General features: G+C 69.4%; 8 protein-coding genes. 7 read left to right on the top strand and 1 reads right to left on the bottom strand.

Going from position 1 to position 13,940, the window contains the following annotated elements:
- Positions 1–53: 53 nt before the first annotated feature.
- Entirely contained in the window at positions 54–2,312 is a 2,259-nt protein-coding gene (locus U4Y90_RS29640; RefSeq protein ID WP_321799979.1) for a CHAT domain-containing tetratricopeptide repeat protein, read from the bottom strand.
- A 149-nt stretch (positions 2,313–2,461) separates the two neighbouring features.
- Between U4Y90_RS29640 and tssJ the strand changes: the two genes are divergently transcribed.
- From tssJ to U4Y90_RS29605, 7 genes are all read left to right on the top strand, one after another.
- Positions 2,462–2,986 (top strand): type VI secretion system lipoprotein TssJ, encoded by a 525-nt coding sequence (tssJ, locus tag U4Y90_RS29635; RefSeq protein WP_321799977.1) that lies wholly within the window; start codon positions 2,462–2,464, stop codon positions 2,984–2,986.
- Between the two features lie 128 nt (positions 2,987–3,114).
- Positions 3,115–4,455 carry a type VI secretion system baseplate subunit TssK gene (gene tssK / locus U4Y90_RS29630; RefSeq protein ID WP_321799976.1) on the top strand — a complete coding sequence of 447 codons (1,341 nt, stop codon included), beginning with the start codon at positions 3,115–3,117 and terminating at the stop codon, positions 4,453–4,455.
- 21 nt (positions 4,456–4,476) lie between these two features.
- Positions 4,477–5,802 (top strand): DotU family type VI secretion system protein, encoded by a 1,326-nt coding sequence (locus U4Y90_RS29625; protein WP_321799974.1) that lies wholly within the window; start codon positions 4,477–4,479, stop codon positions 5,800–5,802.
- A gap of 1 nt (position 5,803) precedes the next feature.
- Positions 5,804–9,433, top strand: coding sequence for a type VI secretion system membrane subunit TssM (tssM, locus tag U4Y90_RS29620; protein WP_321799973.1), 3,630 nt, complete (start codon positions 5,804–5,806; stop codon positions 9,431–9,433).
- Entirely contained in the window at positions 9,430–10,194 is a 765-nt protein-coding gene (gene tagF / locus U4Y90_RS29615) for a type VI secretion system-associated protein TagF (RefSeq protein WP_321799972.1), read from the top strand. Before tssM ends, tagF begins: the two co-directional genes overlap by 4 nt.
- Positions 10,191–12,050 (top strand): serine/threonine-protein kinase, encoded by a 1,860-nt coding sequence (locus U4Y90_RS29610; RefSeq protein ID WP_321799971.1) that lies wholly within the window; start codon positions 10,191–10,193, stop codon positions 12,048–12,050. The genes tagF and U4Y90_RS29610 overlap by 4 nt, the downstream gene beginning before the upstream one ends.
- 54 nt (positions 12,051–12,104) lie before the next feature.
- Positions 12,105–13,916: a murein transglycosylase A gene (locus tag U4Y90_RS29605; protein ID WP_321799969.1), complete on the top strand. Its 1,812-nt coding sequence runs from the start codon at positions 12,105–12,107 to the stop codon at positions 13,914–13,916.
- Positions 13,917–13,940: the final 24 nt, after the last annotated feature.

Below are 13,940 nucleotides of genomic sequence, written 5' to 3'. Positions count from 1 at the left end.
CATCCTCATCGGGCGAACCCGGTTGCATCGGCTCTGACGCAAGGCGTGGCGCTTCAGCGCGCGACCGAGAGCCGCCAGTTGCCCATCAGATCGAACGGCGCCCAGTAGAACGGATGGGCGAACCGGCTGTTGGCGAGCACGGCGAGCTGCGCGTCGCGCATTGCGTCGATGGCCTCCTCGCCCTTCGTGAGCGAGCCGTAGAACGTGCGCATCGTGAGCGCGGTCGATTCATCGGCGACGGGCCACATCGACACGAGCAGCGCAGACGCGCCCGCATAGAAGAACGCGCGCGTGAAGCCCATGATTTCGTCTCCGCGCTCGATGCGCCCGAGCGCCGTCTCGCACGCCGACAAGGTGACGAGCGCGACCGAATCGAACTTGAGGTTGTAGATGTCCTGCGCGAGCATCGGGTCGGGACCGTCGGCGGGCTGCTTCGCGGGCGCGAGCAGCACGCGCGAATGCAGCGGGTCGATGGTGTCGGCCTGCGCGTGCGTCGCCACATGCACGATGCGGCCCGCCGGCGCGTTGTCGCTGAAGGTCTTGCGCGTGACATCGCCTTGCACGAAGGTTTCGCGCTCGGCGAACAGCGGCCCGATCGCGCGGACTTCGGCTTCGGCGCCGGGCAGATCGAATTCCGGTGCGATGCGCGGATTGCCGAACGCGACGAGATTGCTCGCGATGCGCTGCTGCCGCCGCACGAGCTGCACCGCGACGCTCGCCGACGGCGCGAGCGCGAGCGCATGCCGTTGAATCAGAAATCCCTGCGCATTCCTGAGCGCCTGAAACGGCATGTAGTGCAGCGAACCGTTCGGCACGACGACGAGCCGTTCGTTCGGGCGCAGTCCGAGCGGCGCGATGAGCAGCGCGTCGAGCTTCGCGCCGTAAGTGAGCGCCTGCGGACGGCCGCGGATGATCGCCGTGCGGAAATCGCTGACGGCGAGCGTCATGTCGTGGCGCGGGAGCGGCAATGTGAAGCCCTGAATGCCGTCGCGGCGCACGACCCACGCGATCATCCTGTCGGGCAGTCCGTGATATTCGACGATCGCCTCGCCGGGATTCAACGCGGCGCGCACTTCGTCGAGCGAGAGCGCGCGGCCGTTCAACTGCGTTTCGTCGACGCTCGTCGCGAGCCGGTTGCGCACGACATCGAGCAGCGCGCGGCTGCGGCTTTTTTCGGAGAGCGTCCAGGCGAGCGGATAGTCGCCGTCCTCAACGACGAGCGCGATCGTTTCCTCGAAGACCGTCTGCGTGTCGGAGAAGAGACCGGTCTTGAACTCGTCGCTGCGAAAGCGCGCGCGAATGTTTTCGGAATCGTCGAGCGCGACGAGCCACGCTTCGCGCGCACGGCGGCGATCGCCGAGCGCGAGGTACGCGCGGCCCATGCCTTCGTGCGCCCACAGGTTGTCGTAGCTGGCGTCGGTGCCGCCTTTGGTCGCGCTCGCGGTGAACGCTTCGAGCGCCTCACGCGGCTTGTTTTCGGCGAGCAGCAGATTGCCTTCGATGCGCTTGTACAACGGCGCGAGCAAGGTTTCCTGCACGTTGCTCGTCTGCTCGAAGGTGGCGCGCGCGCCCGCGGCGTCGCCGGTCGCGATCTGCGCGTTGGTGATCGAGAGCAGCACCATCGGCTTATAGCGCTCCGAGGCCGTGGCGAGCGCCGCGCGATATTCCGTGAGCGCGCCGGCCGGATCGCCGCGCCGCGCCGCGATGTCGCCGAGCACCTTGTGCGCGGGCGCGAGCACCTGTTGAGGATTGTTCGCGCCCGCGGCGATGGCTTCCTTCGCATAGCGCTCGGCGTCGTCGAGATCGCCGGCGTAGCTGTAGGCGATCGCCAGGTCGCGGCGCGACAACGCGGCGAGATTCGCGTTGTCCGTCTGCCGCGCGACGACGAGCGCCCGCGAGGCCGCCTCGATGCTCTGGCGGAAATCGCCCCGCTCGGCCGCCGCCACCGACATGCTGCAATACGCGTAGCCGTCGAGCTTGACCTGATCGCGCGCGAGCAGAAGCCGTCCTTCCTGCGACAAGGTCGCGATGGTCTCGGCATCGCGCACGCGGGCTTCGGCCTGGCGCGCGGCGGGCGTGGGGGCTTCGTCGGGAGCGGGTGGCGGAGTCTGCGCCTTCTGCGCGTTCGGCGCAGTTCTCACAGCGGGCGCGCCTTGCGCCGTCTGCCCGCGCGCGCCCGGCGCGGCCACCGCCAGCGCACCGAGCGCCGCGAGCAGCGCGAGCGCGATGCAAAGCCGCCTTGCCGCGGCGCCGTCTGGCGCGCGAGCACCGGCCGTGACACGGGCCGGCGCGTTTCGCTCGATCGGTTTCACGAATGCGCTCCTCGAAGACCGTCGCCTCGCACCGGCGCAACCGGAAAGCGTCCGGCGCGGTGCCCTCACTAGACGAAACACCTCGACGGTTTTGAAAAGCGCGGCGGCTTCGTTCGTCTGTTGCTGTGTCCGAAATCACCCGCGAATCGATGATGGACACCTCACGTCCACGCTCGCTCTCTCTGCGCCTGTGCGCGCCGCTGCTCTGCGCGCTCGCTATCGGCGCGTGCAAGTCGCCGCCGCCGCCCGCGCCGACCATCGTGCGCATCAGCGTGAATGCGCTCGCCGGCGTCAATCCCGATCACGCGGGGCGGCCGTCGCCGGTCGTCGTGCGCGTGTACGAGCTGAAGACGACCGCGGCCTTCGACAGCGCCGACTTCTTCACGCTCTACGGCAAGGAGCAGGCGACGCTCGGCGGCGATCTCAACGCGAAGAGCGAATACATGCTGAAGCCCGGCGACAGCCGCAGCGTCGAGCAGACGGTGCAGCCGGGCACGAAGTTCGTCGCGGTGGTGGCGGCGTACCGCGATATCGAACGCTCACGCTGGCGCGCGAGCGCGCCGGTGCCGCCGAATCAGACGACGCTGATGAACGTGCGCATCGATGCCGCCGATGTATCGATCGCCGCGCAGGCCGCGCCGCCGTCGTCGGGAAAGAAGCAGGCCGCGAAGTGAACGCGCACGCCGGTTTGCAAATCGGCCGCGCTGGATCGTTCTAAAAAGCGAAAGCGCCCGGATCCGCCGGGCGCGGCGCGATGCATCCGCTACAGCGGCCGCGCGAGCCCACGCGGACACGAGGCACCATGACCTGGCACCAACGCATGATCTGGTCCGAGGGGCTGTTCCTCGAACCCCAGCATTTTCAGCAGCACGACCGCTTCATCGAGCATCTCGTGCGCTCGCACGCGCGCGCGACCGAAGCATGGTCGTGGGGCTGGGCTGCCGTGATGCTCGACGAGATCGCGCTCGGGCTCGGCAAGATCGCGCTCGCTTCCGCGTTCGGCGTGCTGCCGGACGGCACCGCGTTCTCCTTTCCCGACGACGCCCCCGCGCCGCCGCCGCTCGACATCCCCGCCGGCGCGCGCGATGAAATCGTGCTGCTGACGCTGCCGCTCGCGCGCGCGGGCGCCAAGGAGTTCGATGCCGATGCAGGCGCCGACGGCCGCATCGACGGCCTGCGCTTTCGCACGACCGACACCTCCGTCGCCGATGTGACGACGAGCACGGACCGCGTCGCCCAGATTCGCGTCGGCGCGCCGAATCTGCGGCTCATGCTCGCGCGCGACGCCACCGACGCCTTCGCGACCATCGGCGTGGCGCGCGTGCTGGAGCGGCGCGCGGACAATCGCGTGCTGCTCGATCCGGGCTACATTCCGCCGATGCTCCACGCGCACGCCGACCCGCGCCTTTTCGGCTACGCGCAGGAGCTCGCCGGACTCGTGCATCAGCATGCGGACCGGCTCGCGAGCCGGCTCGCGAATCCGGGGCGCGGCGGCGTCGCCGAAATCGCCGATTTTCTGCTGCTTCAGACGCTCAACCGTTTCGAGCCGCAGTACGCCCATCTGCTGCAGGTGCCGCTGCTGCATCCCGAACGCCTGTATCAGACGACGCTCGCGCTCGCCGGCGATCTCGCCGCGTTCGACGAGCGCCGGCGCGTGCTCGCCTACCCGCCCTATCGCCACGACGATCTCGCCACGTCGTTCGAGCCGCTCATGCGCGACGTCCGGCAACTGATGGGCATCGTGCGCGAGCCCGATGCCGTCGCCATCGAATTGCAGAGCCGCAAGCCCGGCGTGCGCGTCGCGCTCATCAACGATCTGGAGCTCGTGAGGAGCGCGGGCTTCGTGCTCGCCGCGAACGCGCAGATGCCCGGCGAGGCGCTGCGCACGCGCTTTCCGACCCAGGTGAAAGTCGCGCCCGCCGAGAAGCTGCGCGATCTCGTCAATCTCGCGCTGCCGGGCATCGGGCTGCGGGCGCTGCCGGTCGCGCCGCGCCAGATTCCGTTTCACGCGGGCTTTTCGTACTTCGAACTGGATCGCGGTGGCGAGCTGTGGAAGGAACTGGAGCAGACCGGCAATCTGGCGATGTATATCGCCGGCGACTTTCCCGCGCTCGAACTCGAATTCTGGGCGATCCGTCATTGAAGAGCGAGGCCATCGATAAACATGACGCACGACGACGATCCCTTCGCGGGCTTCGAATCCGACCAGACGATGATCAAGCCCAATCCCGGCGCGCGGCGTCGCGGCGCGGGCAGCGGCAACACGGAAGGCACGTTTGCCGCCGCCGCGACGGGTTCGGCGGCCGGCTCGGATCAGCGCGCGTTCGATGCGGCCTTCGCGGGCGGCGGCGCCGTCAATCCGCTTGTCGCGGCCTGCGCGCCGCTGTTGCAGCTCGCGCCGCGCATCCGCGCGATGAGCGCCTGCGCCGATCCCGCCGCGTTGCGCGATTCGCTCGCGGCGGGCGTGCGCCGTTTCGAGGACGAGGCGCGCGCGAAGGGCATCGCGGCGGAACAGGTGACGGCGGCGCGCTACATCGTCTGCACGATGCTCGACGAAGCCGCGTCCGGCACGCCGTGGGGCGCGGGCGTCTGGGCCCGGCAAAGCCTGCTCGTCACGTTTCACAACGAGGCGTGGGGCGGCGAAAAAGTCTTCCAGTTGCTCGCGCGGCTCGCGCAGAAGCCCGCGCAGCATCTGCATCTGCTGGAACTCGCGAACATGGTGCTCGCGCTCGGCTTCGAGGGACGCTACCGCGTCGCGGCGCAAGGCAAGCAGACGCTCGATGCGATCCGCGCGCGGCTCTATCAACTGATCCGCAAGGAGCGCGGCGAGCCCGAGCGTGCGCTGTCGCCGCACTGGCAAGGCGTGCCGACGGCGCGGCGCCGCACGACCGACGTGCTGCCGGTGTGGGTCGTCGGCGCATTCGCGCTGTCGCTGCTCGCCGCCGCGTGGCTCGCGATGAGCTTCCAGCTCGGCCGCCTCTCCGATCCGGCGTTCGACACGCTCGCGTCGATCCGCGCGGGCGCGCAACGGCCGCTCGTCGTCACGCAGACGGCGCGGCCGCGTCTCGCCGAATTCCTCGCGCAGGAGATTCGCGACGGCCTCGTCGCCGTCGATGACCGCGTCGACCGCTCCGTCGTCACGCTGCACGGCGACAACGTCTTTCGCCCGGGCAGCGCCGAAGTCGCCCCGCAGACGCGGCCGCTGATCGAGCGCATCGCGGCGGCGCTGAAGGCCGTGCCGGGCAAGGTGCTCGTGACGGGCCACACCGACGACCGGCCGATCCGCTCGGCGCGTTTTCCGTCGAACTGGGAGCTTTCGCAGGAACGCGCGGCGAACGTGCGCGATCTGCTCGCCGCGACCGTCGGGCCGGAGCGCCTGAAGGCCGAAGGCAAAGGCGACGCCGATCCCGTCGCGCCGAACGATTCGCCCGCGGGCCGCGCGCGCAACCGGCGCGTCGAGGTGACGCTGTTCGCCAAGCCCGGGTCCTGACATGAAAAAGCTCTTCTCGATCCTGTTCCATCCGGTGCTGCTGCTGATCGTCGGCCTGTTGCTGATTTCGGGCGCGATCTGGATCGCCGGGCCGCTCGTGTCGTTCGCGCACACGTATCCGCTCGAATCGACGACGGCGCGCTTCATCGCGATCGGCTGCGTCGCGCTGCTGCTCGTGCTGCGGCGCATCTGGGCGGCGTGGCGCGCGCGGCGCACGCAGGCGGCGTTGTCGGCGGGACTGTGCGCGGCGGTCGAATCGCCGCGTCGCGAGGGCGCGCCGCAAAACGCGGGCGAAGCGGAAGTCGCGACGCTCGGCAAGCGTTTCGACGAAGCGCTCGCCGTGCTCCGCGACGCGCGCATCACCGCGTCGGGCAGAAAGCCCGGCTGGCGCGACTGGGTCACGCTGTCGGGACGGCAATATCTGTATCAGTTGCCGTGGTACATGTTCATCGGCGCGCCGGGCGCGGGCAAGACCACCGCGCTCGTGCATTCGGGCTTGCGCTTTCCGCTCGCCGAGCGCTTCGGCACCGACCGGATTCGCGGCGTCGGCGGCACGCGCAATTGCGACTGGTGGTTCACCGACGACGCCGTGCTCATCGACACGGCCGGCCGCTACACGACGCACGAAAGCGATCGCGACACCGATCAGACCGCCTGGCAAGGCTTCCTCGCGCTCCTGAAGAAGACCCGGCCGCGCCAGCCGATCAACGGCGTGCTGCTGACGCTCGCCGTCCCCGATCTGCTCGCCGCGACGCCCGCGAGCACGGACGAGACGGCATCGACCTTGCGCGCCCGCATGCGCGAGCTGACGAAGGCGTTCGGCACGCGCTTTCCGGTCTATGTGCTCGTCACCAAGACGGATCTGCTCTCGGGCTTCACGGAGTTCTTCGCGGACATGCCGAAGGAAGAGCGCGCGCAGATTTTCGGTTTCACGTTTCCGTTCGATCCGGCCCGCCCGCTCACCGATGCGGAGTTCCGCGCGCGCATCGACGACGAGCTCGATGCGCTCGAAGCGCGGCTGGTCGCGCGTCTGCCGGATCGCCTGAACGCCGAAAGCGGGCTGGCGCAGCGCGCCGCGCTCATGGGCTTTCCGCAGCAGTTCGCGGCGCTCAAGCCCTTGCTCGCCGAAGCGTTGCGCGCCACGTTCGTACACTCGAAGCACGAGGACATGCCGCTTCTGCGCGGCGTCTACTTCACGAGCGGCACGCAGGAAGGCACGCCGATCGATCGCGTGCTGGGTTCGCTCGCGCGCGCGTTCGGCATCGAGCGCGGCGTGCAGCCGCCGCGTCCTTCGAGCGGGCGCAGCTTTTTTCTGGAGCGGCTCCTGACGCAGGTCGTGTTCGCGGAGCAGGGTCTCGCCGGATCGAATCTGCAATGGGCGAGGCGGCGCCATCTGTGGCGGCTCGGCGCGTACGCGGTGATCGCCGCCGTGACGGCCGGCGTGCTCGCGCTCTGGGGCACGAGCTATCTGCGCAACCGGACATATGTGGCGAACGTCGAACAGACCGCGCGCGCGGCGAAGGAAGCCGTCGCGGGAACGTCGGCGGCGGGCACGCAGCTCGTCGCGTTGTTGCCGCTCCTGTCGGCGGTGCGCCATCTCGCATCGACGCCGCAGGTCGATGCCGCGCATCCCCCCATCGCGATGCAATGGGGCCTGTGGCAAGGCGCGAAGCTCGACGCCGGCGCGACCGGCGCTTACGAGCGCCTCCTGACCGATCTGTTCCTGCCCAAGCTCGCGGCGCGCATCGAGGAACAGGCGCGCAGCGCGACGCCCGCGAATCCCGGCTACGCGTATGAGGCGCTCAAGGCGTATCTGATGCTGAACCAGCCCGATCATCAGGACGCCGATGCGCTCAAGGCCTGGATTCTCACCGACTGGGACCAGTCGCTGCCGCGCGAAGTCGGCAACGAGGAACGCGCCGCGCTCGCCGGACATCTCGATGCGCTGTTCGCGCGCGGCGTCGTGCATCCGAACCTGCCGTTCGACGAGCGCCTGGTCGCGCATCTGCGCGGCATGCTCGTCGCCAGCACGCTCGCGCAGCGCGTGTACGGGCGCGTGAAGCAGCAAGGCGTCGGCGCGGACTATCCGGAGTTCACGGTCGCGCGCGCGGGCGGGCCGAACGCGTCGCTCGTCTTCACGCGTTCGAGCGGCGCGCCGCTCACGCGCGGCGTGCCGGGGCTCTATTCGTTCGACGGCTATCACAAGGCGTTTCTGAAAGCCGTCGATGAAACCGCCGCGCAACTCGCCGCCGAAGAGCCGTGGGTGCTCGGCATCCGCGATCAGAGCGGCCTGCCGCGCGGCGATCCCGCGTCGATGCAGCGCCTCACCGAAGACGTGCGGCTGCTCTATTTGCAGGACTACGCGCGCATCTGGACCGAGTTCCTGAACGATATCCGCATCGTGCACGCGGACTCGCTGTCGCAATCGGCGCAGATCGCGCGCATCCTGTCCGCGCCCGATTCGCCGCTCGCCGCGCTCTCGAAGGCGGCGTCGCGCGAAACGACGCTCGGCGCGAAGCCCGAAGGCGAAACGACCGTCGTCGATCGCGCCAACGACAAGATCGGCGCGGCGCGCGAAAAGCTGCTGAAGGTGATTCGCGGTCCCGATCCGACGCAGATCGCCACCGTCGCGCCGGGCGCGCAGCTCGAAAGCATCGTCGATGACCGTTTCACCGGCCTGCGCGCGCTCGTCACGAGTCCGGGAGCCGGGCAGCCTGCGCCGATCACGCAGACGCTCGCCGTCATCAACGACGTCTACACGTATCTGAGCGCCACCGACGAAGCGTTGCAGCAGAAAGCCGCGCCGCCGCCGTCGGACGCGCCCGCGAAGCTGCGCGCGCTCGCGCCGCGCATGCCCGAGCCGATCCGCACCGCGCTGCTCGATCTCGGCAGCCAGGGCGCGGGTCAGGCGCAGCAGGCGCGGCGCGTGAATCTGTCGGCGGATCTGAAGGAATCGATTTCGTCGTTCTGCGATCGCGCGGTGAGCGGGCGTTATCCGTTCAACCCGAATTCCGGGCGCGACGTGCTGCCCGAAGACTTCGGCACGCTGTTCGCGCCGGGCGGCAAGTTCGACGATTTCTTCCAGAAGAACCTCGCGCCCGACGTCGATGTGTCCGCGAAACCGTGGGCGTTCAAGAAGTCGGATTCGTCGGCGTCGCAGATCAGCCCGGCGGGGCTCGCGCAGTTCGAGCGCGCCGCGACGATCCGCGGCGTGTTCTTTCGCGGCGGCGGCAAGACGCCCGCGCTCACGTTGCAGTTCAAGCCGCTCGACATGGACCCGACGATCCTGTCCTTCACGCTCGATGTCGACGGGCAGGTGCTCACCTACGCGCACGGTCCGCAGATCGCCACCGCGATCCAGTGGCCCGGGACGCGCGGCTCGCAACGCGTGAGCCTGCAACTGACGCCGCCGCCCACGAGCGGCGCGCGCAATCTGGTGTTCGAGGGACCGTGGGCGCTCTTTCGCATGTTCGACCGGCTCGACGTGGAGCCGACCGAGCAGCCGGAGCGCTTCATCGTCACGTTCGATGTCGAAGGGCGCAAGACGCGCTTCGAAGTGACGGCGAACAGCGTCGAGAATCCGTTCCGGCTCGCCGATCTGCGCGCGTTCTCCTGTCCGGAGCGGCTATGAACGATGCGCAAGGCGGTGCACTGGCGGACGACGGCGCGACGATCGCGGGCTGGTACGGCAAGCTGCCCTCGCTCGGCGATTTCGCGGCGCGCCGGCTGTCGGACGCGTTCGTTGCGCCGTGGGACGCGTGGCTCGCGCAGCGGGTCGCCGAAACGCAGCTCGCGCTCGGCGACGAATGGCTCGCGCTTTATCTCACCTGCCCGGTGTGGCGCTTTTTCGCGATGCCGGGGGCCATCGCGCCGACGCTCGGGGCATGCTGGACGGGCGTCGTGATGGCTTCGGTGGATCGCGTCGGGCGACATTTTCCGTTGACGATCGCCGGTTCGATGCCGGTGGCGCCATCGACGGGCGGCGAAGTCGCCGCGCTCTGGCAATGGCTTTCGGCGATCGAAGGCGTGGCGCTCGCCGCGCTCGATTTCGATCACAGCATCGAACGGCTCGACGCGCAGCTCGCGACGCTGCCCGTGCCGCAGCCGGTCACGCAGCCCGCGCATGCCGGCACGCGCGCCGCTGTGCTGCAGGAGCCGTGGATCGTGCAATCGGCCGCGACGCTGCCTGACGCGCTCGCGCGCACATTCGCGCCGGTCTGGCAGACGGAGATCTACGGCATGAGCATGTGGACATCGGCGCAGAACGCGCCCGTGCCCGACGATTCCGACGAGGAGCCAGATCCGGCGCCGCGCCCGTTCACGATCTGGCCCGTGTACGGCCTGCCCGACACGGCGCTCTTCACCACCCTGCTGCGGGACTGCGGATCATGAATGCGACGGGCAGGCGACCGGGCGAGGACGAAGGCACGACCGGCAGCGGCGGCAAGACCGAAACCAATCCGGGCGATGCCGCCGACGACAAGACCGTGATCGTCAGCGGCGCGCGCGTGCCTGCGTCGGCCGTGCCGGGGACACCAGGCGGGCCGCAAGCGAGCGCGCCCGACGCGCCGCCGATGCACAGCGTCCTGCCGCCCGGCACCCGCCTCGGCGAGTTCGAGATCGTGCGGCTCATCGGCGAAGGCGGCTTCGGCATTGTCTATCTGGCGTTCGATACGTCGCTCGACCGCTACGTCGCGGTGAAGGAATACATGCCGGCGGCGCTCGCGTCGCGCGTCGGCATGACGCAGGTGCAGGTCAAGTCCGGGCGCTACGAGCCGATGTTCCGCGCGGGCCTCAAAAGCTTCATCAACGACGAGGCGCGGCTGCTCGCGCGCTTCGATCATCAGTCGCTCGTGAAGGTGTACCGCTTCTGGGAAGCCAACGGCACCGCCTACATGGCGATGCCCTACTACAAGGGCGTGACGCTCAAGGACACGCTCAAGGCGATGAAAAAGCCGCCCGACGAAGCCTGGCTGCGCGCGCTGCTCACGCCCCTCATCGACGCGCTCGCGGTGCTGCACGCGTCCGACTGTTTTCATCGCGATATCGCGCCGGACAACATCATCCTGCTGGAAGGAAGTCATCGGCCGGTGCTGCTCGACTTCGGCGCGGCGCGGCGCGTGATCGGCGACATGACGCAGGCGCTCACCGTGATCCTCAAGCCGGGCTATGCGCCGATCGAGCAATACGCCGACGTGCCGTCGATGCGCCAGGGGCCGTGGACGGATCACTACGCGCTCGCCGCGCTCGTCTATTTCGCGGTCACCGGGAAGACGCCGCCGCCGTCGGTCGGGCGCGCGGTGAAAGACAGCTATCAGCCGCTCGCGAAGCTCGCGGCGGGACGCTATTCGGATCGCTTCCTGAAGGCGATCGATCATGCGCTCGCCGTGTCGCCCGCGCATCGGCCGCAGACGGACCGGCAGTTCGCCGCGGAGCTCGGCATCCCGCTCGAGGACGCCCCGGAATCGCGCGTCAGGGCGCGCACGGTCATGCCGGCGGCGGCGCGGCGGCGCATAGCCTGGGCGCTCGGGGCGACGGGCGTGCTCGCGGCGGCCGCCACGCTCGGCTGGTTCGTGCCGAGATACACGTCGCATGCGCCTTCGGGCGATCGCGCCGCGAGCGCGCCGGTCGTGGCGTCCGCGCCGGTCGTCGTGGCGTCGGCGGTCGTGCCTCAGCCGGCCGCATCGACCGTCGCCGCGCCCGCGCCGCCCGCGCTGCCGCCGTTTTCGCCCGACAGCGAATTCGCGCGCATCGTTTCGCTCGCCGATCCGTCGTTCGAAGTCAAGGTCGATGTGCCGGTCGCGCGCGCCGTCGTGGACAAGGACTTGCTGCGCTTCGCGCTCACCAGCAATCGCGACGGCTACGTGTATGTGTTCGTCGTCGATCCGGCGAATCAGTACTTGCAACTGTTCCCCAACGCGCTCGACCCGGACAACCGCATCGGCAAGAAAAAGCGTCTCGTGCTGCCGCGTCCGAGCTGGCCGATGCAGGCGGGCGAGCCGGTGGGCGAGAACCACTTCATCGCGATCGTATCGGCAGCGCCGCGCGACTTCTCCGCGCTCGATTTCGCCCACGACGCCGTGTTCGCCAGTCTCCCGCCCGAAGCGCAGCACGCGGCGGCCGCGCAGCGCACGCTGACGGCGTCGCCGTTCGCGGGCGTGCCGTCGTGCGGCGCGAGGGCGCCTTCGTGTCCCGTCGCATACGGCGCGGCGGCGTTCAAAATCGACGTCGTCCGTTCGTCTAGATAGCGAAATGAAACCCGAAGTCCGCGCTGCCGGCTTCGGTGGCGAGACGAGGGCACCATGGCGACACCAACGAGGACTCCCGGCGACGAATACGCGATGACGCGTTCGAGCGCCGCGCTCACGCTGAGCGCCCTCTGTGCATCCGTGGCGCTGGCGGTCGCCGCGCTCGCCGGATGCGCCGGCGCGCCGCCCTCGCCCGTCGCGCGAGAAGACGCATCCGCTTCGACGCGATCGGCATCGAACGACGACACCGCCCGCATGGTCAGCGCGAGCGGGCCCGAGCCGGGCATCTCGAATCCATTGCCGGCGAGCCCGTCGGCTGCGATGGCCGGCAGCGCGACGGCGTTCGCGACCAGAAACGCGCTCTATACGCCCGTGCCCTTTTCCAGTCTGCCGGGCTGGGGCGCGGACAACGTCGCCGAATCCTGGGACGCGTTCCGGCGCAGTTGCGGCGTGCTGGGGGGCAAGCCTGGCTGGGCCGCACCGTGCGCCGCCTCGCGCAATATCGACGCGACCAGCAGCGCCGCCATCCGCCGTTTCTTTGAGGACAACTTCACGGTCTATCAGATACGCAACGTCGACAAATCGGCGCGCGGCGTGCTGACCGGCTATTACGAGCCGATTCTGAAGGGCAGCCGCGAGCGGCGTCCGCCGTTCGTCTATCCCGTCTACGGCGCGCCGACCGACATGCTGTTCCTCGACGCGCGGCGTCTGCCGCCCGGCGCGCGCGGCACGCCCGTCGCGGCGCGCATCGAAGGCCGCAACGTGGTGCCGCTTTCGACTGTTTCGATGAGCGGCAAGACCTACACGCTGCGCATCGGCGATTCGCTGCCGGACATCCGCGACAAGAAGCTGCGATTGCGCCGCGAAGGCGCGGAAATCGTGCCCTACTACTCGCGCGCGGAGATCGAGCGCGGGATGAGCAAGGCGCCCGTGCTCGCCTATGTGGAAGATCCCGCGATGCTCTATGCTATGCAGTTACAGGGCGCCGGAAAGGTCGTGTTACCGGACGGCAAGACCGTCATCCGGCTCGCCTATGCGGAGCAGAACGGTTTCGCGTTCAACCCGCCCGTCGCCAGCGCCGCAACGAAGGGTCGCAAGATTCTGGTGCGGGGCGTCGAGATCGACCTGGAAGAAGGCAACGTGAGCACTCAGAACGCCCAGAACAATGCCAACGCCGCTTCCGACGATGCGCCCCAGTCCGCACTGTTGCGCGGCGCGCAGGATCCGGCTTCCGACGTCATGAACGGCGACGCTCGAAGCACGCCCGACTCGCCGCTGCTGCGCGGCTTCAATCTCGCGAAGGGCGCCGCCCCGCATCCCGCGCGCGTGAGCGCGCCATCGACGGCGCCCGGAAGCGCCCCGCTGCCCAAAACCGCCGCATCGGCGCCGGCGCCATCGCTCGCGGCCGCCGCGCCGATCGGCTATGGCTTCGCGGCATCGGACCCGAGCTACGTGTTCTTCCGCACGATTCCCGATTCGCCCGCGGGGCCCATCGGCGCGCTCGGCGTGCCGCTGTCCGCCGGACGCTCGGCGGCCATCGATCCGCGCACCACGCCGCTCGGCGCGCCGGTTTTCATCAACGCGAGCGAGGGCGCGGGCGCGTCCGTCACGCGGCTCCTGATGGCGCAGGACGCCGGCGGCGCGATACGCGGCGCGGTGCGCGCCGATTACTTCTTCGGCACCGGACCGCAAGCGCAGCAACAGGCGAGCCGGATGAAGCAGCCCGCGCAGATGTGGGTGCTGCTGCCCAAAGGACTCCGGATTTCCGCGAAAGAGAGCGGCGTGCGCGTGCGCGGCGGCCCGATGATGCCGAGCGCCGATTGCGTCGTGAGCGATCCGGATCTATGCGTCGACGACACACAATGAGATCGCGCGCGCAGCGGGAGAGAA

The organism is Caballeronia sp. J97 (assembly GCF_905220305.1).
GTDB lineage: Bacteria > Pseudomonadota > Gammaproteobacteria > Burkholderiales > Burkholderiaceae > Caballeronia.
Note: the sequence above shows the minus strand (reverse complement) of the source record. Positions and strands in the feature narration are given on the sequence as shown.